The sequence below is a fragment of the Winogradskyella forsetii genome (assembly GCF_013394595.1).
Lineage (GTDB): Bacteria > Bacteroidota > Bacteroidia > Flavobacteriales > Flavobacteriaceae > Winogradskyella > Winogradskyella forsetii.
Map to the genome: position 1 here is coordinate 4056588 of NZ_CP053348.1, position 26364 is coordinate 4082951.

A 26364-nucleotide genomic window follows, 5' to 3' on the forward strand; every position below is an offset into this window, starting at 1 on the left:
TAACGAATTTTGTGATTGATTTACAATGCTTTTGTATGAAAAACCCTAACATTAAATGGATTTATCTTATAATTCTTTCCGTAATTTGGGGAAGCTCATTTATTCTCATCAAAAAATCACTTTTAGGACTTACGCCTTATCAGCTTGGTGCTTTAAGAACTCTTATTACTGGGATCCTACTTCTAGCTTTTGGCTATCATAAACTTAAAACCATTCCGAAGTCAAAATGGAAATGGCTGCTTATTTCTGGACTCTTAGGCTCTTTTATACCTGCTTTCTTTTTTGCCATTGCAGAAACTGAAATAGATAGTACTGTTGCTTCTATATTGAATTCTTTAGTACCGCTCAATACCATTCTGTTGGGTTTTGCCGTTTTTAAAATTACCTCCACCAAGCGCCAAGTTTTAGGCGTTATTATTGGGTTCATTGGTACCGCTATTTTAATCCTCAAAGGTTCTGAATTAAACCCAAATCAAAATTATCTATACGCCGGATTTGTCATTGCTTCTACCCTAATGTATGCTGCTAACGTCAATATCATTAAGCGCTATTTACAAGATGTAAAACCGCTTGCAATTGCAGCTGGTAATTATGTATTTATTTTTATTCCAGCCCTGATTGTGCTCTTGTTTAGCGATTTTTTTACGACAGAAACATTTAACAATCCTGCTTTACCAAAAGCACTTATGTATGTGAGTATTCTAGCCATTTTTGGTACTGCGATAGCAAAAGTGGTCTTTTTTAAGCTGGTACAATTGTCCACACCTGTTTTTGCCTCTTCCGTAACTTATATTATGCCTATTGTTGCGCTTGGTTGGGGAATTTTAGATGATGAAACCTTTAGTTTTATTCAGGGTTTTGCAGCGTTATTAATTTTGGTGGGTGTTTATTTATCACATAAGCGCAAGTAAAAGATCCCGTTCCAATAACGGCATTGGTTGAACTAATTATTTTAAAAAAAATCTGCATTTATTTTCAAAATAAGTTTCACAAAAAAACCGAAGCTTTCACTTCGGTTTTAGTATTTTAAATATTTAGATGTGATTAGTTGAAATCAGCATCTGAAACCCCTTCGTTAATCTTAACTTCAGTAGTTTCAAAAGATAACACTTGAGGTCCTGTTGCAATTTTCATAGTGTAAGGAAACATGATGCCATCCTTCTCTTTGTAATTTGAGTAATCTATAACCGTAGTCACAGTTTGACCTTGCATTTCTGCAGATTCTTCCTTTCTTACTAAATAGCTATTTTCCGCGTCATAATAGCGATAGGAAGTATCTTCTCCTTGCGTTACTTTTACCTTGTAGGCATCTTTTCCATCAATGGTCATTAAGCTTTCCAATTCTAAATTAGAGGCATCCATATATAATTCTGGAAACAAGCCCTTCTCGGCTTTTTTTGAAGCCAGCTCTTTGCCTTCCATAGGAACTTTTTGGCCTTGCTGCTCAGTAAATCCGCTCTCACCATCAAAACTTTGCTTCATTACCGCTCCCATACCTTCAACAACAATTTCCATATAAGATTTATTTGGTGCCATTTGTTTAACTGTTGCCTTTGGTTTAAATGGAGCGCCTTGTATCGTTACATCAGAGTTAACCAAAAGGGTATTGATCTTATTTAAATTTTCTTGGCCTCCAACCGCTGTAATATAGTTGTCAACTACCGCTTTTGCAGTTAAACCTTCTGGTAAAGGTTTAGAAAATACTGGTTTCTCAGTTTCATTTGCAAACTTATCGAAGTACATAATTGGAATTCCTGTTTTTTCAAGATTCTCTATGACCTCTGCCCCATTTCCAACAACTATAATTCTTAAGTTATCCGCTTTAAAATATTTGTTCGCCACACGCTGAATATCCTCTACAGTAACATCATTGATTTTTTGTAAATAAGTGGTGTAAAAATCTTCTGGAAGGTCGTTCAATTCAATATTTAAGGCATAGTTGGCAATAGTTTGTGGACGTTCTAAAGCCATCACAAAGTTCCCAACATATTTTGCCTTGGCATCTTTTAAAAGCTGAGGATCAACTGGTTCAGTTCTAATTCTATTGATCTCTTTTAAAGCTTCAACAACAGCACTATCCGTGACTGCATTTCTCACTTTTGCAGTCGCATTGAAACGAGATGCACCGTATCTATCATTGCCTAAGCTAGAATAGGCTCCGTAAGTGTAACCTTTATCTTCCCTAAGGTTTTTAAAAAGGTAACCTTCACCTCCACCACCTAAGATGTTATTAGTAATTAAAGCTGCATGATAATCTTCATCGCCCATCTTTAAATCTACATTATTCGTAATAGAAAGGTTAGATTGCGTGGCATCTGGCACATTCACAAAATTAATTTGTGTGTATTGTACATTAGGATTCGGTTTTGGTACCGTAGTATTTACATCTACAGACTTTGTCCATTCACCAAAATATGTTTTCACTTGTTTCTTTACATCCTTAAAATCTACATCTCCAACCACAACCAAATAGGCATTGTTTGGGTTAAAGTATTTTTCGTAAAACGCAAGTGCATCCCCAAAAGACACGTTATTGATGGTTTCTTCAGTTATAAACTCGCCATAAGGATGATTGGTACCATAAGATAACGCTGAACCGACTCTACTCGCTATAACATCCGGACTTTTTGCGTCTGCCTTTAATCCCTCAATAAGTTTAGTTTTCTCTTTTTCAAATTCTTCTTCAGTCAATAATGGGTTAATGGCTGCACCAGCTAATAATTCTAAAATTCTTTCAGAATATTTGGTTAAGGAACTTGCAAAACCTCCGCTAAAACCAAAGTTTAAATTAGCGCCTAAGAAATCCACTTCTTCATTAAATTCATCTTTAGAAATTGTAGTTGTTCCGTTACCCAACATGCTTCCCAATAAGCTTTCTACTCCAGCTTTTTTTCCTGTAGAAATAGGTTTATTATCGATTCTTAGAGAATACGAAACTCTTGGTAACTTATGGTTTTCTACCACTAATACTTTTAAGCCATTTTTTAATTCAAACTCTTGCGGTTTGTCGATTGAAATTTCCGGTTCTGGGCCTGCAACAGGTATTTTAGACCTATCTATCTGTGCGTTTGCACTAATAAACATTATAAATAATGTGAAAAACGCTACTATTTTGGTGTTCATATTTAATACTGTTTTCATTTTATTGTTCATCTGTTTTTGGTAGATATTCTATTTCTACACGTTGATTAGGGCTTAAATATTTCTTAGCCACATCCTGAATTTCTTCTCTTGTAATAGATCTATAGGTCTCTAACTGATTATTAATGATATTTACATCACCATATAGTAAATAGTATGTTGCAAGGGAACCTGCAATTCCTGCTACACTAGAATTAGAGCTTACAAAATCATTTTCAAACTGATTTAAAAGTTTTTGATAATCGCGCTCACTAATCAATTCATTTTGCATTTTAGCAATTTCTTCATCCATCTCTGCTAATAAGGTATCTAAACTAACATCCCCTAATGGCAAAGCAAATAAGGCAAAAATATTATAATCTACTTGACCCAAATTAACAGCCTGAACTGTTAAGGCCTGTTTTTGTTCATCAATTAATTTCTTATACAACACAGAACTTTTTCCTCCGCTTAAATAGCTAGAAATCATATCCAATACATAAGCTTCTCTGGTCGATTGACCAGGTAAACGATAAGCAGCTATTATTGCCGGTACTTGAATATTCTTGTCGTAAGCAACTACTTCTTTTGTTTCTGTAATTGGTGCCTCTTTTGGAAAGTTGCGCACGACCTCAGGTCCTTTTTCAACAGCACTGAAATACTCTTTTACCAATTTTTTTGTCTTGTCATAATCAATATCACCTGCCACCACTAATACCGCATTGTTAGGCACATAGTATTTATCAAAATAGGCATTGAATTCTTCTAAAGTCGCTGCATCTAAATGCTCCATAAGACCAATATTCTGATCTTTATAGGGATGCACATTAAATAAGCTCTCGCCAATAGTTTTTAAAAGACCTCCATAAGGTCTGTTATCATAACTTTGACGTTTTTCCTCTTTAACAACTTCGTTCTGCGTATCTACACCAACTTGATCAATAACGGGATGCAACATACGCTCTGACTCTAACCACAATCCTAGTTCTAATTTGTTAGAAGGGAAGATTTCATAATAATACGTTCTATCTTGAGAGGTATTGGCATTAAAAGTACCTCCGTTTGCAGGAATTATTTTCATGAATTCACCACGACCTATATTTTCTGAGCCTTCAAATAATAGATGCTCAAAAAAGTGTGCAAACCCTGTACGTTCCCTGTCGCCATCTTTTCCACCAACATCATACATCACAGATGTAATAACAACTGGTGCCGTGTTGTCTTGGTGCATAATAACATGCAAGCCATTGTCTAAATCAAATTCCTCAAATTCAACTTTTTGTGCTATGGCCTGATGGCCAATAAACAACAAAGAAGCCAAAGCCAGTAAATAGTTTTTCATTGTAGTTTTGTTTAAATTTAAATTGTTTTAAGTGTTTGTCTTTTCTAAATGTAATTTGTTACATGAAGCCCTACAAAAATAAGCAATGAATTGTCTTTTTAACTTAATTATATGTGAAAACTCTACTTTAGTAAACCTCTATTTCAGCTTTACATAGTTCAACTGTTATATTTTTAAGGTCAAAACAGGTCTAAAATACTTAAAACGTTTGTCAATTAAGAATTTAGGATTATATTTGCACCCGCCTAGCCCGAAAGGCAGGTCCGCTTTCTGAGAAGAGAGCATTTTATTTAATAATCAAATTAATAAAAACGTTACGCTATGTACGCAATTGTAGAGATAGCAGGGCAGCAATTTAAAGTTGCAAAAGACCAAAAAGTTTTTGTTAACCGTTTATCTACTGAAGAAGGTAAAAACGTTTCTTTCGATAACGTTCTTTTAATAGGAGATGGTGACAAAACAACTTTAGGCGCCCCAGCTATAGACGGAGCACAAGTAAGTGCAAAAGTCTTAAAGCACCTTAAAGGTGATAAAGTAATAGTTTTCAAAAAGAAAAGACGTAAAGGTTACCGTGTAAAAAATGGACACAGACAATCTTTAACTGAAATCGTAATCGAAAGTATTGTTGCTTCAGGAGCAAAGAAAGCTGAAAAAGCTGCTCCGAAAAAGGAAACTAAAAAAGCTGAACCAAAAGTAGAGGCTAAAAAAGAAGCACCGAAAGCAAAACCAGCTGCTAAAAAAGCAACAGGAAAAGCTGACGATCTAAAGAAAATTGAAGGTGCTGGACCAAAGGCTGCTGAAGCATTGGTAAACGCTGGATACGAAACTTTTGAGAAAGTGGCTAACGCAAAAGCAGAAGAATTAAGCAATGTGCTTTCTGAAGCTAGCTCTAGATTAGCACATATCGTTACCGATACTTGGCCAAAACAAGCTAAATTAGCTGCAGATGGTAAGTGGGACGAATTAAAAGAATTACAAGAAAGATTAGACGGTGGAATTGAAAAGTAATTTTCAATTGCATTAAATTATAAACTAGTTCCTGACTTTACGTTAGGATAAAAAAACCTTAAGATCATGGCTCATAAAAAAGGAGTTGGTAGTTCGAAGAATGGTAGAGAATCAGAATCGAAACGTCTAGGCGTAAAGATTTTTGGTGGACAAGCTGCTATTGCTGGAAACATTATCATAAGACAACGTGGTAACACGCACCATCCAGGTGAAAACGTTTACCAAGGAAAAGACCATACTTTACATGCTAAAGTTGATGGTTTAGTGAAATTTACTAAGAAAAAAGACAACAAGTCTTACGTTTCTATTGAGCCTTTTGAGGCTTAGGAAATTATTTTCTTAAACAATTTAAACCCTTTCTGGAAACAGAGAGGGTTTTTTGTTCCCTGTCATTCAGAGCGAAGCGAAGAATCTATACTTTTATATAGTATGTTTTTTAATTCAAGATTTTTCGCAATGCCCTGAATGACATTTTTCTACACCTTCATCATACAATAATTTATACTATCTTTTGGTTTAGAAGATAACAACCCATCTTAACAATGAAAAAAGCAAATATCTATCCCATCTTAATTCTTGTTCTAGCACTAAATTGTAAATCTTCGCAGAGTAAAACGCAACTTGTATCTGAAAACAAGGCTTTAAAAGAACGCATCGAAAAACTCCAATCTTTGGACAGCTTAAAAACTGAAGCGACTTTAGAGCTTAAAAAGATGAATGTAGTTTACAGAGGTGTTTCCAATCCTATATATATTTCAAAACCGAATGTTATCTGGTTTGAAGCGTCTGCTCCTGGATTAAAAAAGAAAGATAAAAAAGGTAATTATATTTTAGCTCCTGGTTCTGGTAATACCATTGACATTAAAATTAAATCTAAACTTAACAATGGTGATTCTTTGACAGAAATAAAAACTTTGAGGATAAAGGACTTAAAAGCACCCATTGGAACAATTAACAAACTTGGTTGTGGTGCTAATTGTGAATTAAAATTTAAAAAGGAGGAACTAACGAATGCGGTAATAGATGCAAAAATCTATGACTTTCTACATGAAATGGATTTTGTAGTAACTTCATTCAAAATAAAAATGCCTCATTATAGGACATTAGAAATAGATGGTAATACAATGAATATTTGGGCGAATGATTTATTTACCCTACTTAGACCAGGTGATCTAATACAAATATTCGATATTAACATTCATATTTCTGGAAGCAGCAGCTACAGGCTTAAAGGAGTTTCTCCAATTTTAATCAAAATTATAGAATAAACAAATCTAAACAATCTCCATCTTCTTCAACAAAAAACTAGCATTCATGTTTTGGCAGACGCCTTGTTTTAATTTGTAATCGAAAAATAGTTCATCGTTTATGATTTCTGCATCAAAATAGTAGTTTTTAACAGCTTCTAATTCGGTTTCTATTTCTGTAAGACTTAAATCGTGCGTAGCAATAATTCCTGTGGCATTTTGTTTCACTAACTTTTCCACAAATTTTCTTGAGCCAATGGCTTTATCAGTACTGTTGGTGCCTTTTAGAATTTCATCGAGGATTACGAAATAGTTTTTGTCATTTTCAATAGTATCCACCACAAATTTTAATCGTGTTAATTCACTAAAGAAATAGGAGCTATCATCAGTTAACGAATCTGTGGTTCGCATGCTTGTAATTAACTTAATGGGCTTGTACTTGCTCTCTTTTGCACACACAGGCAATCCAACATTGGCCATAACAATATGAAGTGCAACGGTTCTTAAAAAGGTACTTTTTCCTGCCATGTTTGCGCCTGTCACGATAAAGAATTGTTCCTCTTCTAACTTTAAATCACTGTCTACTCGTTTTTCGGGATGTAACAAGGGATGTCCTAAACCTTCAGCCAAAATTGTCACTGGTTCGTGAGTTAGAGTTGGATAAGTAAAACTTTGATGATTAAAGCCATAGTTTCCAAAGCTATTAAAAGCATCAAAGAAGGTGACCACATGAAACCATTCGTCCACTTTATGGGCATTTTTAGAAATCCATTTTTCAACAGCATAGCTGTATCGTAGATCTAAAAGCAGATAGCCGTTACCTAGAACCAATGAAATGAGATTATTTCTATTATCCAGAGCATCGAGTGCTTTTGAAAATTTTGAAAATATTTCAGATGCTTTTTGGTCTTCAGATTGAATCAATTGTTGTTTGGCCTTTAATAATTGAGAGTTAAACGTTGTTGTTTCAATAGCTTCTAATAACAACGCATATTGTCTAAAGGTGTCTTTTGCTCTTCCTGTATGCTGTGCTAGAACATCAATTTTTTTCCAATATAGTGCTGTAATGCCGAGTCCTAACAATAACCAATATCCAATCATGGAAATCGGAATAATTTCCATAATTCCTAATCCTATAATAATTAAAGATGCTATACTAAACCCAATAGTCAAAGCATACTGCACTTTTCCCAAAAACGGCTTGTAACCTTTTAGCCAAGCAATAATTGAAGCTGCGGAATGCTCTATTTCAACGCCTTGCGCTACTGCTGTATAGTTTTGTCGCCATTCTGGCATTGCAGCCAATTCTTGTATCGCTTGTTGTCGCTCCTCAATGTTGGTAATATCATTTGATAGCAAATTTTCGGTCAACGTTTCGGTACCTTCATTTATAGCTGTTCGATTTATAAATTGAAAAAAAGACCCTTTTCCAAACAAATCGATATCCAGACTAAAGAAATGCTTAGGATTTTGAAATTCCGACCCATCTGGTTGTTCGTGAAAATCTCCTTTGGCTATGTTTAATTCGTTTTCGTTAATAGCAATCAGACGTTTGTGTAGGTTTCTTTTCGCTTTTAAGTCTGTGTATCGCGATAATAGAAAAAGGAAAATAGCCATACCAACGACACCAATGCCTGCCGCAATTTGCCAGTTTTTATAGGTAAAATAAATGCCTATTCCTGTAAGTACAAAAACGGAAAGTCTTAGAAGGCTATAAAGACTGAGTTGTTTGAATATACGCTTAGACTCCCTTTGATTTAACTGTAATTGTGCTTTATAAAACGTGTTTGGGTTTTGCATAATGCTGTATTAAAAAATCCCAAGATAAGATTTTACCTTGGGATTCCATTATTATTTGTCCTTCCCATTGGGAAAGGTTGAGATGAGATTAACCTTTCAATGTCGCAGCTAAATATTCACGATTCATACGTGCAATATTCTCTAAAGAAATACCTTTAGGACATTCTACTTCGCAAGCTCCAGTATTTGTACAGTTACCAAAACCTTCTTCGTCCATTTGCTTTACCATATTTAAAACACGATCAGTCGCTTCTACTTGACCTTGTGGTAATAATGCAAATTGAGAAACTTTAGCACCAACAAATAACATTGCTGATGAGTTTTTACAAGAAGCTACACAAGCACCACAACCAATACAAGTTGCTGCAGCAAAAGCATCATCCGCATCGTGTTTATTTACAGGAATTGCATTGGCATCAATGGTATTTCCAGAAGTATTTACAGAAATAAATCCTCCTGCATGTTGAATGCGATCAAAAGAGGTTCTATCAACGATTAAATCTTTAATGACAGGAAATGCTGTTGCTCTAAATGGTTCAATAGTAATAACATCACCATCATTGAACATTCGCATATGCAATTGGCAAGTTGTTACGCCACGATCTGGACCATGCGCCTCTCCGTTAATGTACAATGAACAAGAACCACATATACCTTCGCGACAATCGTGATCGAAAGCTACTGGCTCTTCCCCTTTTTCTATTAATTCGTTATTTAAAACATCTAACATTTCAAGAAAAGACATATCTGGTGACACATCGCTGATTTTATAATCAACCATTTTTCCTTTATCGTTATTGTTTTTTTGTCTCCAAATCTTTAGTGTAAGATTCATAATATTTTGATTTTATAGACTTATTGTTCTGAGAAAAAAGAATGAAGAGTAAAGAAAACAGATTTATAATCCATTTTGAAAACCCATCGTCATTCTTTGAAATTCTTCGTTTTTAGATTCTAATATTTTTAAAGTTTCTTCCTTAATGTAATTTCTATGAAAAGCAACTAAGAGCTGTGTACCAAGCTCAAATGATGATCCTATAGAAATGTCAAGAAAATGTGAAAAAGATTTATCTGTTCTCGCAGAGCCTTCTGCTATGTTACTCGGCATGGAAACAGAACATTTACTCATTTGAGAACTTAAATCATATCTTTCATGTTTTGGAAAATTAATTAAAACATCCGAAATATTATTAGCAATCTCTAATCCGAGCTGCCAAATTTTCAAATTTTTATAATTATGCCTTTTCCGAAAACTCATTAATTTTCAATATCTCTATTCTCTTTTCTCTATTCTCTTTTCTCTATTCTCTATTCTCTATTCTCTACTTATAAGAACGCTCTTTAACTTTAATATTCTCGTATTCTAATTCTTCTTTATGAAGTATAGCATCTTTTGGTTCGCCTTTATATTCCCAAGCGGACACATATTGAAACTCTTTGCGACGCATGGCTTCTCCTTCTGCTGTTTGATACTCTTCCCTGAAATGACCTCCCGCAGATTCTTCACGCTGCAAAGCATCTTTGGCAAACAACTCTCCTAATTCCAAGAAGTCTGCAACACGGCCAGCTTTCGCCAATTCTTCATTGTATTCCTCATTTGTTCCTGGCACTTTAACATCCTTCCAAAATTCTGCTCTTAATTCTGATATTTCGGAAATTGCAGATTTTAAATCTTCAGCGTTTCTTGCCATTCCACATTTGTTCCACATTATTTTCCCTAGTCGTTTATGGAAATAATCAACAGAATGGGTGCCCTTATTATTAATTAAATGCTCAATATTTTTTCTGACTTCATTTTCAGCATCTTCGAATTCTTTAGAATCAGTTGAAATGGGTCCTGTTCTAATATCATGCGATAAATAATTTCCAATAGTGTATGGCAACACAAAATAGCCATCTGCCAAACCTTGCATTAATGCCGAAGCTCCAAGTCTATTGGCACCATGATCTGAAAAATTAGCCTCACCGATACAATACAATCCAGGAACAGTAGTCATTAAATCATAATCTACCCAAACGCCACCCATGGTGTAGTGAACTGCGGGATAAATCATCATAGGTGTATTGTATGGATCTTGATCTACAATCTTCTCATACATTTGGAATAAGTTCCCGTATTTATTCTTGATGACTTCCTGTCCTAACTTCTTAACAAGAGCAGCATCATTTTCGTTTAATCCTCTAACATGAGCGGTTTCTTTACCATAACGTTCAATGGCAGCAGCAAAATCTAAAAATACAGCTTCGCCTGTTGCATTCACGCCATAACCAGCATCGCAACGCTCTTTTGCGGCTCTCGAAGCCACATCACGAGGTACTAAGTTTCCGAAGGCTGGATAGCGACGTTCTAAGTAATAATCGCGATCTTCTTCTGCTAAATCTTTAGGTTTTAATGTGCCTGCTTTAATAGCCTCAACATCTTTCATATGCTTAGGCACCCAAATACGTCCATCATTACGTAAAGACTCAGACATTAACGTTAATTTAGACTGATGATCTCCAGAAACAGGAATACAGGTTGGGTGTATTTGCGTATAACAAGGATTCGCAAAATATGCGCCACGTTTATGTGCTTTCCAAGCTGCTGTTACATTACTTCCCATCGCATTTGTTGATAAGAAAAATACATTTCCGTAACCACCAGTTCCCAGAACAACAGCGTGCGCTGAATGTCTTTCAATTTCTCCAGTAATTAAGTTTCGTGTGATAATCCCTCGTGCTTTGCCATCAACAATGACAACGTCTAACATTTCGTGACGATTGTACATTTTGATTTTTCCACGACCAATCTGACGGTTCATAGCAGAATAGGCGCCCAACAACAATTGTTGTCCCGTCTGTCCTGCAGCATAAAATGTTCTTGATACCAAAACACCACCAAAAGAACGGTTATCTAATAAACCACCATATTCACGAGCAAAAGGAACACCTTGTGCCACGCATTGGTCAATAATATTTGCAGATACCTCAGCAAGACGGTACACATTTGCTTCACGCGAACGGTAATCACCACCTTTTACAGTATCATAAAACAATCGGTATGTAGAATCGCCATCGCCCTGGTAATTTTTCGCTGCATTAATTCCGCCTTGTGCCGCAATAGAGTGCGCACGTCTTGGAGAATCTTGAAAACAGAATGCTTTAACGTTATAGCCTAACTCGGCTAAAGTAGCCGCAGCAGAACCTCCAGCTAAACCTGTACCAACCACAATAACATCTATATTTCGTTTGTTGGCAGGATTGACCAAGTCAATACTATTTTTATAATTCGTCCATTTGTCTGCAATTGGACCTTCTGGTACTTTTGAATCTAAAGCCATATTAGATGTATTTTTTTAGTGATTAAAATGATGAAATAATGCAATGAATATGAATCCCAGTGGAATTACAATTGCATAGAATTTTCCAAATCCTTTCAATCCTTTTGTGTATTTGTTATTTGCTCCAACCGATTGAAATGCAGAGTTAAAGCCATGTAGTAAGTGCAGTGATAAAAACACGAAGCCTAAGCAGTAAAGGGCTACACGCCAGATAGGTTCAAATTTATGAACAAGTTCCTCGTAAAACCTAAAGCCGCTATCCACATTATCAGGATCGATCAATCCAGTCATATCGCCTTTGAAATATTTGATATTCATTTCAGGCGCCCAAAAATCAATCATGTGAATGATTAAGAAGATAAGAATAAATCCGCCACTCCAAATCATGTTTCTACTCATCCAAGTAGAATTTGCAGCACCGTTGTTTTTTGCGTAACTAATTTTTCGTGCATTTCGATTTCTTATTTCTAAGACAAATCCCATTACAAAATGAAAAATAACACCGATAATTAAAATAGGTTGAATCACAAATTGAATGACCCAAAATGTTCCCATAAAGTAAGACACCTCATTAAAGGTATCAGGACTTAAAACAGAAAGTAGGTTAATTGCAAAATGTTGTAGTACAAAAATCATTAGGAAGAGTGCCGAAAGTGCCATGGCAAACTTTCTTCCAATCGAAGAATTTAGAATTCCGCTCATTGTTAATCTAATTTATTTTAGTCCAACAAAGATACAGCGCAATTGGGTTATTCCCAACTGCGCTGTAGTATAATTAACTATTTAGAATGAATTTAATTAGAAACCATTGGAATCAAACCCCTAAGCCCCATATCTACCACTTGTTCACCAGCAGAAGGTTCGTATTTCCCATCTGCATTCACTTCCGTCCATTCAAAACTATCATTGACTGAAAAAGAAAGCGTTACGGTTACATCTTCAGTTTCATTTCCTGTAATGGTCAATGCGTTGGAAAATTCACCAGTAACGACACAAGAGCCTTGGGGAACTGGCGAAGTTGCGAACAATGGGTTGGGAACAGTGGTTGCGCCAGGAGGTGCTTGCCCTTGCGTTGTGAAGCCCAAAGCTTCAAAGGCCCAAAACCCTTGCAGAACATCATCATTAACAGCAATTGCACTTCCGTTTAAATCAAATGAGGTGATGTAATTATTATAACCAACAAAGCTTGCTAAAGTTCCTGTAATTTCAGAACCGTTATTTAAGAGCTGAATATCGCCTTCTTGATAGGCCAACGACACTCTAACCCATTCATAAGAACCCGAAGCAACTTCATTCAAAGGCATACTTAAAAATACGTCATCATTTCCAGCGAAAATAGCTTGTTGAAAATCAATGGCCATATCGCCACCTGCATCGGTTTCTTCACCGACAAATACGACTTCACCTTGTCCCAATTGAGTTGTGGCCGTCGGTGCAAACTCAATATAATTGGCACTCATTTTTTGAATGGTTGGCGTTTGTGCTGCATTCCCATCCGGAATTGTAGCGGGTTGGCCTAAATTGTTTAAGCGTTGTTGGTTGGCGTCGAAGTTTAACTTAATAATAAGGTTAGCTTCTGAGGGTGGTTGGGAATCGTCATTATCGGTTCCACAAGAGAAAGCCATTCCAAAGATTGCTAATACTAATACTGATTTAAGATGTTTCATTTTTTACGATTTTTAACTTTCATTTTTATTTAAAAAACCCTTAAAAATATTGTGTGCCTAAAGGCACACTAGACCATGTTACATTCATATTTTACCCAAATTAAGTCCCTGACGGGACAAGCATGAATTAGTAAAAGAGTTTAATGATTTTAATGCTGTTTCTTATTGAGTTAGAATTTAGTCTAATTTCCCTGCCTTGTCAGCAGGCAGGTTGATTCTAACAGTGCAGCGGTCTTTTGTCTTTTATTGAATGTCATTGGTTTATAATTATTTAATTTCAAAAGTCGTTTCTGAATCCTCCATTTGTACGGTATAAACGCCTTTTGGCAAATAATATTTCTTATTGCCTGTTTCTTTAAAATGAATACTTGAATCTTCTTTCATTAAAGCCTTCTTTCCTTTTTCATCGAGTTCTAAATTATAATCCACATAATTAAATCCGTTTTCAACAGCTACAGACATCTTCACTAATTCAGCGCCTTCTTCAGACTGTATTTTCAAGGTTTTATTTCCCGAAGACTTACTGAAAAATCTAATCGTGGTTTCTGGTTCAAAAGCATCAAACCAAGGACTCCAAGAACTTCCCCATTGACCAGAATGTGTTATCGGTTGGATATCCATAAATGTAATATCATTCGTAGTCTCATCAGCGTTTATAATTTGAAGCGCTTCAATATTGGCCTTATAAATACTTCGGCCGTGCGTTCCCAATACTAAATCTTTAGCTTCAGGTTGAATCACGATATCATGAACAGCCACATTTGGAAGTCCTTTTGAAAATATATGCCATGATGCTCCCCTATTAAAGGAAACATAGGCGCCATTATCGGTTCCTAAATACAATACATTTTCATTAGACGTGTCTTCCTTTATGACGTTAACCGGAGACGTTGGAATATTAGAACTAATGTCCTTCCATGTTTGTCCATAATCGTCACTCCTGTAAACATAGACTTTAAAATCATCCCACCGATATCCATTCAAGGTCACATAGACACGTTCTTTTTTATGTTGCGAGGCCATCACTCTACTTACCCATAAATCTTTTGGAAACGTATTTGAAATTGTGGTCCAGCTTCCTCCTGCATCTTTAGTCACACTAACCACACCATCATCACTTCCCGTGTAAATCAATCCGAATTGAAAAGGGCTTTCGCTAATAGAAGTCAATGTGCCATATGCCACGTTTCCTTTTTTTCCACCATTGGTTAAATCGTCACTTATCGCCTCAAAATCATCGCCTTTATTCATGGAACGCATCAACTTGTTCCCTCCCAAATACAGAATATCTTGATTGTGTGGCGACAACAAAATCGGTGTTTGCCAATTGAAACGGTAAGGTGTTTCTCCTAAAGTGTGTTTAGGTTGAATGTATTTAAATTCTTCGGTTTCTCGATTGATTCTGAAATAATTTCCAAATTGAAATCCCGTATAAACGATATTCGAATCACGACTATCAATCTCAATTTGCATACCATCACCACCCATTAGCTCTTCCCAAGGGTAGTGTCCGCTTTGGTGCCAAAATTTATCTTCCCTAGCATTATTTGCACCGACCCAAACGCCATTATCTTGCAATCCGCCATAAACATTGTATGGTTTTTCATTATCGACGTTGATGGCATAAAATTGACCAACGGCTGGCGAGTTCAGCTTTATCCAGCTTTCACCATCATCGTAGCTCATGTTGAGTCCACCATCATTGCCATCGATTAAATGGCCTTGCATTTTAGGATTTATCCAAAGTGCCTGATGATCGGCATGCACATTTTCACGACTAATAGAAGTAAATGTTTTGCCAGCGTCTTTCGATTTTAAAATGGGCACACCCATAATATAAATACCATTTTTATCTTGTGGATCTACCCTGATTTCCCCAAAATAATAGCCGTAACTGTAGTACAAACCATCGATATAATCCTCATGTGTTTTGTTCCAAGATTTTCCTCCATCTGTACTTTTATAGACCTCAGCACCAATAACAGGCGTATCAAACATCATAGAATTGGCATCCTCTAAATAATGTGCCAAATCAATGGGTTTTACAGAGCCGCTACTCACCAATTGTTTTACATTAGCTGCTCTGTATTTTTCTTGAAATCCGTTAGTTTTAAGATAATCGTTGAGTGCTTTGTCTTCAAGTTTCATAAAGGCATCGACACTCATCGTTTTAAAATCATCTTTTGTTAATCCTGAAGTTTCCCCTTTTTTAGGCTCCTCTTTTCTGTGGAATTGACTATCGTGCAACGCATAAATGGTGTTTTCGTCAAAAACTGCAATTCCTATTCTACCAACACCTTCGCCTGTTGGGAATCCGCTTTTCTCGGTGGAAACCTTTTCCCATGTCTCTCCGCCATCGGTACTTTTAAAAATGGCTGAATTAGTTCCGTTTCCTGAAAAATTCCAGGCTTTTCGATCTCTTGTCCAAGACGAAGCGAACATCACATTAAAATTATCTGGCGCATGCTGTACGTCTATAATACCACTACTCTTATCCACAAATAAGGTTCTCTTCCAAGTGTTACCACCATCCGTGGTTTTGTAAATGCCGCGTTCTTCATTTGGCGAATACAGATGACCTGTCACTCCAATAATCACTTCTTCAGGATTTTTAGGGTTGATAAGAATACGACCAATATGGTGCGAGTCTGGCAAACCAACTTGCTCCCAAGTTTTGCCGTTATTCTTGGATTTTAAAATGCCAATACCTGCATAACTGGAACGTGAACTATTATTTTCGCCTGTCCCAACCCAAATGGTTCTGTTTTTCCAATCGACAGCAATATCGCCAACATTTTGAGTTGGCGCATTATCTAAAATCGGTGTGAATGTCGTGCCGTTATTAGTGGTATGCCAAACGCCTCCAGACGCATATCCAACATAAAATTCGGACGGCATTTCTGGGTTCACATCCACATCAACTACACGACCGCTCATAACAGTTGGTCCAATATTTTCGAAGGGTACATTTTTGACCAATGACGTTTCGGTCATTTCTTTTTTATGTTGCAAAGCCTGTTGAATGGTTGCTGCAGATGTTGCAGGTTGTTGGGAAAACGCAACAACTGAACTTATAAAAAATAGGAATAAGAAGAATTTTGATTTAATCATGTTGGTTGGATTTTAATGCCGTTAAATTAATCATTTCAGAATTAAACGTCATAAAAGTCTCTTAATTTATAAGAGATTCTGTGCTTTGGCTTTTGCTTGCGGTTTTGTTTGTTTATTTTTGGGATTATCAATTAGAAGCACACAAATGTGAGCTTGAACACTGTAGAAAGCTATTAAATTTATTCACTTAAGACATTTCGACTGCGCTCAAGCTGACAATCAAATATTAATGAGATTCCCTTCCGATAGTTATCGGAATTCACGGGAACTGAAAACTAAATTTTTCTGATGAAATACAATCCCATAAACAAGCAACTTTTTATAAAAAACCGTAAAAACTTTAGGGCTCAAATGGTGCCAAATAGTTTAGCGGTATTTAATTCTAATGACATTTACCCTATTGGTGCCGATAGTACGATGCCTTTTCAACAAGACCGTAATATATTCTACTTAAGTGGTGTAGACCAAGAAGAGAGTATTTTGGTACTTTTTCCAGATTGTCCGAATCCAAAACATCGGGAAATTTTATTTTTAACCGAAACCAACGCACATATTGCAGTTTGGGAAGGCGAAAAACTAACCAAGGAAAAAGCACTTGAAACATCGGGAATTGAAACGGTGTATTGGCTTAATGATTTCGATAAAATCATGAAAGAAATCATGTCGCAAGCAGACACCATTTACATCAATACCAATGAACATTATCGTGCCAATGTCGCTACAGAAACTCGTGAAGCACGTTTTAATAAAAAGATAAAAGCGCAATTCCCAGCGCATAAAGTGGAAAAAAGCAATCCTATTTTGCAACGTTTACGTTCGGTAAAAGATCCTTTGGAACTCGACCTTATACAAGAAGCTTGTAATATCACGGAAAAAGGATTTCGGAGAATTCTAAACTTTGTAAAACCAGGCATTTGGGAATATAATATTGAAGCCGAGTTTATGCACGAGTTTTTAAACAACCGCTCAAGAGGATTTGCATACACACCAATTGTCGCTTCCGGTAACAATGCCAATGTGCTGCATTATATTGAAAACAACCAGCAATGTAAAGCTGGTGATTTAATTCTTTTGGATGTTGGTGCAGAATACGCCAACTATGCCAGCGATATGAGTAGAACCATTCCTGTTTCGGGTCAATTTACCAAACGCCAAAAAGAGGTTTATAACGCCGTGAATCGTGTAAAAAACGAAGCCACAAAACTATTGTTTCCAGGCGCTATTTGGGCCGATTACCATGTGGAAGTTGGCAAGTTAATGACTTCAGAATTAATAGGTCTTGGTTTATTGGACAAAGCCGATGTACAAAATGAAGACAAAGATTGGCCAGCCTACAAAAAGTATTTTATGCATGGCACCTCACACCATATGGGATTAGACACGCATGATTACGGCATACTTCACGAGCCTATGAAAACCAATATGGTTTTTACCGTAGAACCTGGTATTTATATTCCAGAGGAAGGTTTTGGCATCCGTTTGGAAGATGATGTAGTGATACAGGAAGACGGTGAACCGTTTAATTTGATGCGTCATATTCCTATTGAGGCTGATGAGATTGAGGAGATTATGAATGGTTAGAATATTTTGAAAGCCATTAAGGTAACTTGTGCAATCATTCATTTTGATGATAAGATTTTAGCTGTTCAGCGAAGCACAAAAATGAAACTTCCTTTGAAATGGGAATTCGCAGGTGGTAAAATTGAACAAGGTGAATCTGAAATTGAGTGTATAAAAAGAGAAATCGCAGAAGAATTAAATATTAAAATTGAGATAAATGAAAGGTTGACACCTGTAACTTATAAATATCCTGATTTTAAAATTAAATTAATTCCATTTATTGCTAAACATTTTTCTGGAGAATTAAAACTAAAAGAGCATTCCGATTTTGTAATTGCGAACAAGGAGGAATTAAATAATTTAGATTGGGCTGAAGCCGATTTACCAATTTTGAAAGAATTTTTAGCATTATGAATCAAGGAATTTACGAAGAATTAATCACACTTCTTGTCTCTGAAAAATTAAAAAGCCTTGATAAGGACAAATTCTATCTGAAAAAAAATATAATTGATAAAGAGGATGCCGCAACTATTCTATCCAAACACTTAGCACAAACTTTAAAACACGCTTTCCAACTTATTAAAGGCAAAACAGGACTACAAATTGAAATTGCCAACAAAGTCATCAAATTATTAAAAGACGAACTCAACAAACAAGAGTTTGAAGATGATTTAGTAAGTGTTGAAGGTGAAATTTTAAAAGCAGTTTTTTCAAAAACTGATGCTCATTTTTCAAATTTAGATTTACGCCTCAAAGAAATAACACCTTATACAACTTTAACTCAAAGTGAATTATTCACTGGTGGAAATGGTGGATTATCATTAGAAAGCGAGCTAAAAAAAGAAATTCTTTCTTCAAATCAAATAAACCTATTAGTCTCCTTTATAAAATTTAAAGGAATAATAATTCTTGAAAAAGAATTAAGAGAATTTACTGAACGTGGTGGAAAACTAAAAGTTATTACTACAACTTATATTGGAGCTACAGATTATAAAGCTATTCAATTACTTGCTAAACTACCAAATACCGAAGTTAAAATATCTTACAACACAGGAAACGAACGATTACACGCAAAAGCTTATTTGTTCTATAGAGATTCAGGTTTTCATACTGCCTATATTGGTTCATCCAATTTTTCGAGGTCAGCTTTAACTGATGGGTTAGAATGGAATTTAAAAGTAACCACAAAAGAAGTAAGTCACATAATTGATAAGTTTCAGAAAACATTTGATGCTTATTGGCAAAGTGATGATTTTGAGTTATTTGACGATTCTATTCATAAAGAAAAATTAATAGACGCATTAAAACAAAGTAAATTTAGCAAGCCTTACGAAAACACAATTGCTTTTTTTGACATCAAACCATTTCCATATCAGAATGAAGTTCTAGAAAAATTAGAAGTTGAGAGAACTATCCATAATAGATACAGAAACCTAGTTGTAGCAGCAACAGGAACTGGTAAAACTGTTATTTCGGCTTTCGATTATAAACGTTTTAAACAAAATAACAAATCATCAAAATTGCTATTTCTTGCACACAGAAAAGAAATTCTACAAAAATCACTTTCTACTTTTCGAGGTGTTTTAAGAAACAATAATATTGGAGAATTATGGATTGATGGAATGGTTCCTGAAAATTTCGAGTGTGTATTTGCTTCAGTTCAAACTGTAAATAATCAGCTAAAAAACTTAAATTTATTAACAGATTATTACGATTATATCATTATTGATGAATGCCATCATCAAATAGCAAACAGTTACAGGTCTGTAATCAACTATTTCAAACCAAAAATTCTGCTTGGACTTACCGCAACGCCAGAACGAATGGATGGCGGAGATATTTTAGAGGATTTTGACAATAAAATTGCAGCCGAAATTAGATTACCTGAAGCAATGAACAGAAAGTTGCTTTGCCCTTTTCAGTACTTTGGAATTACTGATAGCATAGACTTAACAAATGTTAGTTGGATAAGAGGTAAATATGTAGCTAGCGAATTAACTAATTTATACACAGAAAGCGATAGAAGAGTTAGAGAAATAATTGACGCTTTAGATAAATACACCAAAGACTTAAAAGATGTTAAAGCTTTAGGTTATTGTGTTTCCATGGAACATGCTAAATTCATGGCTGAAAAATTTACTCTAGCAGGATTAAAAGCAGATTACCTTACAAGTAAAAACAGCAAAGACAGAGTTTCAATTCGTCGAAAATTAGAAAAGAAAGAAATCAATTACCTCTTTGTTGTTGATATGTTTAATGAAGGTATAGATATTCCCGAAATTGACACAGTGCTTTTTCTAAGACCAACAGAAAGCTTAACTGTCTTCTTACAACAATTAGGAAGAGGTTTGAGATTACATGAAGATAAAGATTGTTTAACCGTTTTAGATTTTGTTGGTAATTCGCATTCTGAATATAATTTTGAAAGTAAATTTAGAGCCTTAATAGGTAAAACGAACACAACAGTTGTAAAAGAATTAGAAGACAATTTCCCTCATTTACCTCTTGGTTGCTCAATTATTTTAGAGAAAAAATCTAAAGAAACAATACTTAAAAGTATTACTGCTGCAACTTCTCTGAAAAAGAACAAACTAATTCAAAGAATTCAACAGTTTGAACACGATACCAATCTGCCTTTAACTATTGGAAATTTCAGTAAGTTTTATAATATTCCGTTACAATCAATTTATAAAAGAGAAAGCTGGAAAAGACTGTGCCAACTTGCAGGTAAGATAAATGATTTTGATTCAATAAATGAAAAAGCTATAGTCTCAGCAATATCAAATAAATGGCTCTCAACAAACTCATTAAGTTATTTTACTTTCATTTTGAAAATTGCTAAACAGAATTTCAATGTAATTATTTCAGAATTAAATCAAAATGAAAAAACCATGCTTTTAATGTTACATTATGATGTTTGGCAGAAAAAAGGTGGTTTCGAATCATTACAAAAAAGCATTAAGCAAATAGGCATAAATTCAGTTTTGGTTGAAGAAATAAAAGAAGTATTAGAACTCTTAATTGAAAACATTGATTTTAAAGAATTGCCAATTAATCTTCCTTACAATCAACCTTTAAAATTGCATAGTCGTTATACAAGAGACCAAATTTTAACGGCCTTTAAATTTAGTAGTTTCGATAAACAGTCATCTAATCGAGAAGGAACAGCTTTAAACAAAGATTTAAATACTGAATTACTATTTATAAATCTCATCAAATCCGAAGAGAATTTTTCACCCACAACAATGTATGATGACTATGCTGTAAATGAATTATTGTTTCATTGGCAAACTCAAAATTCAGCAAGACCTGACAAAGGAAAAGGATTGTCTTATATCAACCACAAAAACACGAATAAAATAATCTTACTTTTTGTACGAGAAAAAGCGAAAAATGAATTCGGAAATAGTAACGGTTATGTGTTTATTGGTGAAGGAGAAATAAAAGACCATTATGGTTCAAAACCTATGAGTATTAATTGGGAACTAAACGAGCCTATGCCACATTATTTGTGGAAAGATGCGGCCAAACTTTCAGTTGGATAAAAAATATTATCCTAAACCTCAAAAGTATCTCCCTCAAAAACATACCGCTGTAACTTCTGCAAGGTTTCCAACTTATCACTAGAATTCACCAAAAGTGAAATATTATTGTTACTGCCTCCATAGGCAATCATACGGACATTAATATCTTGTAGCACTTGGAACAATTGTGGCGTATCTGGATGGTAAATAATTTGGTTACCAACCAAGCAAACGATACTCATATAATCGTCAATTTCTACGGTGGCGAATTTTTCGAGTTCTTCTGTGATGGACTCTAAATGTGTGGTGTCGTCAATGGTTAGGGAAACGGCGATTTCAGATGTGGTAATCATGTCAATAGAGGTTTCGTATTTTTCAAACACCTCAAAGACTTTCTTTAAAAAGCCGTGTGCCAATAACATACGTACCGACTTTATTTTTATGGCGGTAATCCCATCTTTGGCGGCAATGGCTTTGATGCCTTCGCCATGAATTTGGTTGGTAATTAAAGTACCATGTGCGTTTGGTGCCATCGTGTTTTTAAGTCGCAATGGAATATCTAAACTACGTACTGGCATTACGGTTTGTGGATGTAAAATCTTTGCTCCAAAATAGGCTAATTCCGCTGCTTCATCATAAGATAAATGCGATAAGGCTGTGGTATCATTTACAAAACGTGGATCGTTGTTATGAAAGCCGTCGATGTCGGTCCAGATTTGGACTTCTTCAACTTCAAGAGCTGCACCAATAATGGTAGCTGTGTAATCGCTTCCGCCACGTTGTAAGTTGGTGATTTGGCCATCGGCATCCAAACATATAAACCCTTGGGTGATGTAAACATCGCTATCTTGGGTTTGATTCATAAGACGCTCTAAATTTTGCTTGATGTAGAAATTATCGGGTTCATTAGTGCGGTCAATGCGCATAAAATCCAAAGCCGGCAGCAAGGTGGCTTTTAAACCCTCTTGTTGTAATAGTCGGCTAAACATAAACGTGGACAACAACTCGCCATTGGCCACAATAGTATTGTGCAATAATGTAGAGTGCGGCTGACTGGCAGCATTCATTAACGCATCGAAAATCGAGGTGACATAGGAACTGACCTCGTTACCTAAGGTTTTGTCTGTAATTAAATCGCTTACGGTAGACTTATAATTTTGGTGAAGTTGACTGATTTTATGTTTCGCCTGCGACAACTCGTTGACCTTTATCAACCCTGAAATCTCTACCAAAGCATTGGTCGTTCCAGACATGGCAGAAAGGACGACAATCTTTTTACCTTTAGTATTGATAATGTCTTTTACGTGGTTCATGTTGATGACAGAACCTACAGAAGTGCCTCCAAATTTATAGACTAACATAACTATTCAAATTTTAGGCTGCAAATGTAAATACCATAGCAATGCTCACCATGAAAATGTAAAAATTTGTATGTCTTTTTACAAAATGTTAATTATTTAACAAACACGATATATTAGCCTTACTTTGTTACTGGAAATGAAGAAATTTACCTGTGCATTGTTACAAAATCAGATTTTTCAGACAATTTTAAGTCTTAAAATTTAGTACATGACAAAAATAGAAGTAATCGATTTTTTTTGCCACAAATACACGAATCTGATATAGGCTATTTATGAAGGTCTATAAATCTTAGGAACAAACCTTAGGTCTGTTCCATTTGTTTTATAGATAATCAATTATTTTATACTATAGAAAACGAGTGAATTCGTGTATTTGTGGCAAAATATTTAGTGATTAATAAGTAACGCTTTATCAAAAACTCCCAACAATGTATTCGAGTTCTTAGTATGCTTAAAAATCCTGATTATCATTTAATTAGCGCTTATTCAGTTTTCTGAAGTTCCAAATCATGAAAATCGAAACTAAAATCGGTGATTGGCGCAATGTATTTCATGGTGGCGGAAACGGCTTCTTCATTTTCATTGAAGGCAAATTGCACATAGACATCTGCGTCATAACTTCTATTGTTCCATTTGGCAACAAAAGTGGTTGCATTTAAGGGCAATAACTCACCAAACAATCTGGACGAACGCTCACTCTTTATTGTATACCCTTTTTTTGCATCGTGTGAAATAATCACATCACCAAACCAATCGTCGGTGTACGTGCCCACAATATGTTCTGGTTTCGGTAAGGATTTGAGTTTTTGGGCTTTTTCAACTTTAGAGTACACCTCGGCTTTTATACTATCGTTATACTTAATATAATCTGCGTTTCGCTTACCATATTTTTCAATCCAATTTCTATTATCATATCCTAAATACGAATCTTTAATCGTGTTAGTAATGGTATTAAAAGCTGAACCATTCATTTGATTGGTCAATACCACAATGGCTAAATCCAAATCCGGAATCATAGTAAACTGTGTAACAGTACCTAATAAACCACCTGTGTGATACACTTGTTTATAACCGCCTTTGACATCAGCAACAAACCAACCTAAACCATAACCTTTAAAATTAGAATCATACCAATCGCCTGGATAAACTTTTAATGGTGTCTGTAATTGCCAAAGCTCATGAAACTGTATTTCGCTCAATAAACGTTCCCCATCGTTTTTTACGGCATCGTTCATTAAAAATTCTGCCCAAGTCAGCATATCTGGGACGTTGCTCATAATGCCTCCTGCAGGATTGGCCAGTTCGCTCCAATCGTGTGGAATCTGGATGACTTTTCCGTCAGCCATGGTATGTGCATCAATAATATTCGATTTGTCTGTAACTCGGTTGTAGGCGGCTTTACTACTCGTCATCCCAACCGGTTTCATGATTTTGGCTTCCATGAATTCTTCCCAAGTCAGACCACTGACACGTTTTAAAACTTCTCCTGCGATAATAAACATATTATTATTGTAAGCGAATTTGCTTCTGAATGAGGTTTCAGGCTCTAAATATTTTACATTCTTAATGACATCGTCAATCGTGAAATCACTGCCTTCAGGAAAAAACATTAAATCGCCAGCACCTAAACCCATACCACTTCTGTGCGTTACCAAATCCCGAACCGTGAAATTTTCAGTGACCCAAGAATCGTGTAGTTGAAATTCCGGAATATGCTGTCTCACTTTATCATCCCAATTCATTTTACCTGCATCAACCATCATGGCGAGTGCAAAACAGGTAAATCCTTTACTGTTTGAAGCGACACCAACCAAGGTTTCAGCATTCATATCTTTTTTATTGGTCAATGAGCGCACGCCATGTCCTTTGGCATACACAATTTCACCATCCTTATAAATACCAACGGAAATACCAGGCACATCAAAAGTGGTTAAGGTTTCCTTGATAAGATTATCGAGTTGTTCTTCTTCAATTTGAGCGTTTACTAAGAAAGCCGAAATAATAAGAACTGCAGTAAATAGTCGTTTTAATAACATTAAGTATTGAATTTAGTTTTGAATGCTTTCAAAGATACTAAATTGTTATAATGATTAATGGTGTAAAACATTTTCAAAATTTATCTTTGCCCACATGACTTTAGATTACAAAAACAGTACAATTAATTATGTAGTTAAAGGTAAAGGAAATACCATAGTTCTACTTCATGGATTTCTTGAAACCTTAGAAATGTGGAACGATTTGATTCCTGAATTTTCAAAAATCCATCAAGTGGTTAGCATCGATTTGTTAGGCCATGGACAAACGGGATGTTTGGGTTATGTGCATACGATGGAAGACATGGCGGAAGCTGTTTTTGCTGTTTTGGAACACCTTAATATTGAACGTGCACATTTTGTTGGGCATTCCATGGGTGGCTATGTGACTTTGGCTCTAGCCGAAAAGCATCCTGAATTATTTAAAGGTCTGTGTTTAATGAACTCCACTTTTGAAGCTGACGATGAAGAAAAGAAAGAACTGCGAACGCGTGCCAATGCCATGGCCAAAACAAATTTTCAAAATTTAGTGCGCATGTCTTTCGTAAATCTATTTGCACCTGAAAGTAAGGATAGTTTTAAAAATGAATTTGAAGAGGCTTTGCAAATGGCATTGCAAACGCCTGTCCAAGGATACATTGCGGCGTCAGAAGGTATGAAATTGAGATCCAATCGCTTTGACACATTGACAAACCTGAACGCTAAGAAACTAATTATTATTGGTAAAAAGGATGGTTTAGTTGACGGCAACAAAATTATCAATCAAATTAAAGATACAGACGTTCATTATGTAGAGTTTTCAGAAGGACATATGAGTCATATTGAAAATAAATCAGATTTAACTTACAATTTATTGCGTTTCATCGAAAAATAAACCCCTTAAACGTTTTGTTTGTCTTTTTTTTCTAAGTTTACCTTAGGATTAAAAATTTAATTGTAAACAAACCGATCATGAAGCCTACAAAACTATACTGTGATTTATTTGGTCATAATTATCAAATTAGCAAAAAAGTAACCAATCACGTCAAAGAGTACACCTGCAAGTGTTGTAAGAAACAATTAACCACAAACACTAATGGTAGTCTTACCGAATTAACTGAGAAACGTCAAGAAATAAATTCGGCTTTAGAGCGTATTTATAACAACAGAACGATGCGTTTGAAGCAAAAAATGCTCACTTCGTCGATTTGTTAAATGTTCATAACTTTTTAGCAACTAATTTTTCTTATATTTCAGTTCCTACTGGAAACCGAAAACCTTTAAGAAAACTA

Annotated in this window: 20 protein-coding genes; 9 read left to right on the forward strand and 11 right to left on the reverse strand. The window is 35.4% G+C overall.

What is annotated here, in order from left to right; genetic code table 11:
* Window positions 1–35: 35 nt before the first annotated feature.
* A complete protein-coding gene (locus HM987_RS17375) occupies window positions 36–911 on the forward strand; it encodes a DMT family transporter (RefSeq protein WP_179009283.1) in 876 nt (291 codons plus the stop codon).
* Between the two features lie 133 nt (window positions 912–1044).
* On the opposite strand, the gene HM987_RS17380 is transcribed toward HM987_RS17375, so the two are convergent.
* Together HM987_RS17380 and HM987_RS17385 are read right to left on the reverse strand one after the other, a co-directional pair.
* Window positions 1045–3141 (reverse strand): insulinase family protein, encoded by a 2097-nt coding sequence (locus HM987_RS17380; protein WP_229724500.1) that lies wholly within the window; start codon window positions 3139–3141, stop codon window positions 1045–1047.
* 1 nt (window position 3142) lies between these two features.
* Window positions 3143–4462 (reverse strand): M16 family metallopeptidase, encoded by a 1320-nt coding sequence (locus HM987_RS17385; protein ID WP_179009284.1) that lies wholly within the window; start codon window positions 4460–4462, stop codon window positions 3143–3145.
* A gap of 321 nt (window positions 4463–4783) precedes the next feature.
* Between HM987_RS17385 and rplU the strand changes: the two genes are divergently transcribed.
* The 3 genes from rplU to HM987_RS17400 all read left to right on the forward strand — a co-directional run bounded on the left by rplU (window position 4784) and on the right by HM987_RS17400 (window position 6738).
* Window positions 4784–5470: a 50S ribosomal protein L21 gene (gene rplU, locus HM987_RS17390; protein WP_179009285.1), complete on the forward strand. Its 687-nt coding sequence runs from the start codon at window positions 4784–4786 to the stop codon at window positions 5468–5470.
* Window positions 5471–5536: 66 nt separating this feature from the next.
* Complete coding sequence (gene rpmA, locus HM987_RS17395) at window positions 5537–5797, forward strand: 50S ribosomal protein L27 (protein WP_013869859.1); 261 nt, start codon at window positions 5537–5539, stop codon at window positions 5795–5797.
* 215 nt (window positions 5798–6012) lie between these two features.
* Window positions 6013–6738: a GldM family protein gene (locus HM987_RS17400; RefSeq protein WP_179009286.1), complete on the forward strand. Its 726-nt coding sequence runs from the start codon at window positions 6013–6015 to the stop codon at window positions 6736–6738.
* A 6-nt stretch (window positions 6739–6744) separates the two neighbouring features.
* On the opposite strand, the gene HM987_RS17405 is transcribed toward HM987_RS17400, so the two are convergent.
* The 7 genes from HM987_RS17405 to HM987_RS17435 form a co-directional block, all read right to left on the reverse strand.
* The gene (locus tag HM987_RS17405; RefSeq protein WP_179009287.1) at window positions 6745–8517 is read right to left on the reverse strand and encodes a MutS-related protein; all 1773 of its coding nucleotides are present in this window, start codon (window positions 8515–8517) and stop codon (window positions 6745–6747) included.
* A gap of 88 nt (window positions 8518–8605) precedes the next feature.
* The gene (locus tag HM987_RS17410; RefSeq protein ID WP_179009288.1) at window positions 8606–9352 is read right to left on the reverse strand and encodes a succinate dehydrogenase/fumarate reductase iron-sulfur subunit; all 747 of its coding nucleotides are present in this window, start codon (window positions 9350–9352) and stop codon (window positions 8606–8608) included.
* A gap of 63 nt (window positions 9353–9415) precedes the next feature.
* The gene (locus HM987_RS17415; RefSeq protein WP_179009289.1) at window positions 9416–9775 is read right to left on the reverse strand and encodes a four helix bundle protein; all 360 of its coding nucleotides are present in this window, start codon (window positions 9773–9775) and stop codon (window positions 9416–9418) included.
* 64 nt (window positions 9776–9839) lie between these two features.
* Window positions 9840–11837 carry a fumarate reductase/succinate dehydrogenase flavoprotein subunit gene (locus HM987_RS17420; protein ID WP_179009290.1) on the reverse strand — a complete coding sequence of 666 codons (1998 nt, stop codon included), beginning with the start codon at window positions 11835–11837 and terminating at the stop codon, window positions 9840–9842.
* A 15-nt stretch (window positions 11838–11852) separates the two neighbouring features.
* The gene (locus tag HM987_RS17425) at window positions 11853–12539 is read right to left on the reverse strand and encodes a succinate dehydrogenase cytochrome b subunit (protein WP_179009291.1); all 687 of its coding nucleotides are present in this window, start codon (window positions 12537–12539) and stop codon (window positions 11853–11855) included.
* Window positions 12540–12631: 92 nt separating this feature from the next.
* Window positions 12632–13504: a hypothetical protein gene (locus HM987_RS17430; RefSeq protein WP_179009292.1), complete on the reverse strand. Its 873-nt coding sequence runs from the start codon at window positions 13502–13504 to the stop codon at window positions 12632–12634.
* Between the two features lie 267 nt (window positions 13505–13771).
* Window positions 13772–16615 carry a WD40/YVTN/BNR-like repeat-containing protein gene (locus HM987_RS17435; protein ID WP_179009293.1) on the reverse strand — a complete coding sequence of 948 codons (2844 nt, stop codon included), beginning with the start codon at window positions 16613–16615 and terminating at the stop codon, window positions 13772–13774.
* 288 nt (window positions 16616–16903) lie between these two features.
* On the opposite strand from HM987_RS17435, the gene HM987_RS17440 reads away from it, so the two are divergent.
* From HM987_RS17440 to HM987_RS17450, 3 genes are read left to right on the forward strand one after another with little or no spacing between them, the layout of a single operon-like run.
* A complete protein-coding gene (locus HM987_RS17440; RefSeq protein WP_179009294.1) occupies window positions 16904–18196 on the forward strand; it encodes an aminopeptidase P family protein in 1293 nt (430 codons plus the stop codon).
* A 6-nt stretch (window positions 18197–18202) separates the two neighbouring features.
* A complete protein-coding gene (locus HM987_RS17445; protein ID WP_179009295.1) occupies window positions 18203–18589 on the forward strand; it encodes a (deoxy)nucleoside triphosphate pyrophosphohydrolase in 387 nt (128 codons plus the stop codon).
* Window positions 18586–21720: a DUF3427 domain-containing protein gene (locus HM987_RS17450; protein WP_179009296.1), complete on the forward strand. Its 3135-nt coding sequence runs from the start codon at window positions 18586–18588 to the stop codon at window positions 21718–21720. The genes HM987_RS17445 and HM987_RS17450 overlap by 4 nt, the downstream gene beginning before the upstream one ends.
* Before the next feature lie 11 nt (window positions 21721–21731).
* Here HM987_RS17450 and HM987_RS17455 read toward each other — a convergent pair whose 3' ends face one another.
* Entirely contained in the window at window positions 21732–23060 is a 1329-nt protein-coding gene (locus HM987_RS17455) for an aspartate kinase (RefSeq protein ID WP_179009297.1), read from the reverse strand.
* A gap of 482 nt (window positions 23061–23542) precedes the next feature.
* A complete protein-coding gene (locus tag HM987_RS17460; protein ID WP_179009298.1) occupies window positions 23543–25096 on the reverse strand; it encodes a serine hydrolase in 1554 nt (517 codons plus the stop codon).
* Window positions 25097–25190: 94 nt separating this feature from the next.
* On the opposite strand from HM987_RS17460, the gene HM987_RS17465 reads away from it, so the two are divergent.
* Both HM987_RS17465 and HM987_RS17470 read left to right on the forward strand, forming a co-directional pair.
* Complete coding sequence (locus tag HM987_RS17465; RefSeq protein WP_179009299.1) at window positions 25191–25967, forward strand: alpha/beta fold hydrolase; 777 nt, start codon at window positions 25191–25193, stop codon at window positions 25965–25967.
* A 77-nt stretch (window positions 25968–26044) separates the two neighbouring features.
* Window positions 26045–26287: a hypothetical protein gene (locus tag HM987_RS17470; protein WP_179009300.1), complete on the forward strand. Its 243-nt coding sequence runs from the start codon at window positions 26045–26047 to the stop codon at window positions 26285–26287.
* Window positions 26288–26364 lie beyond the last annotated feature (77 nt).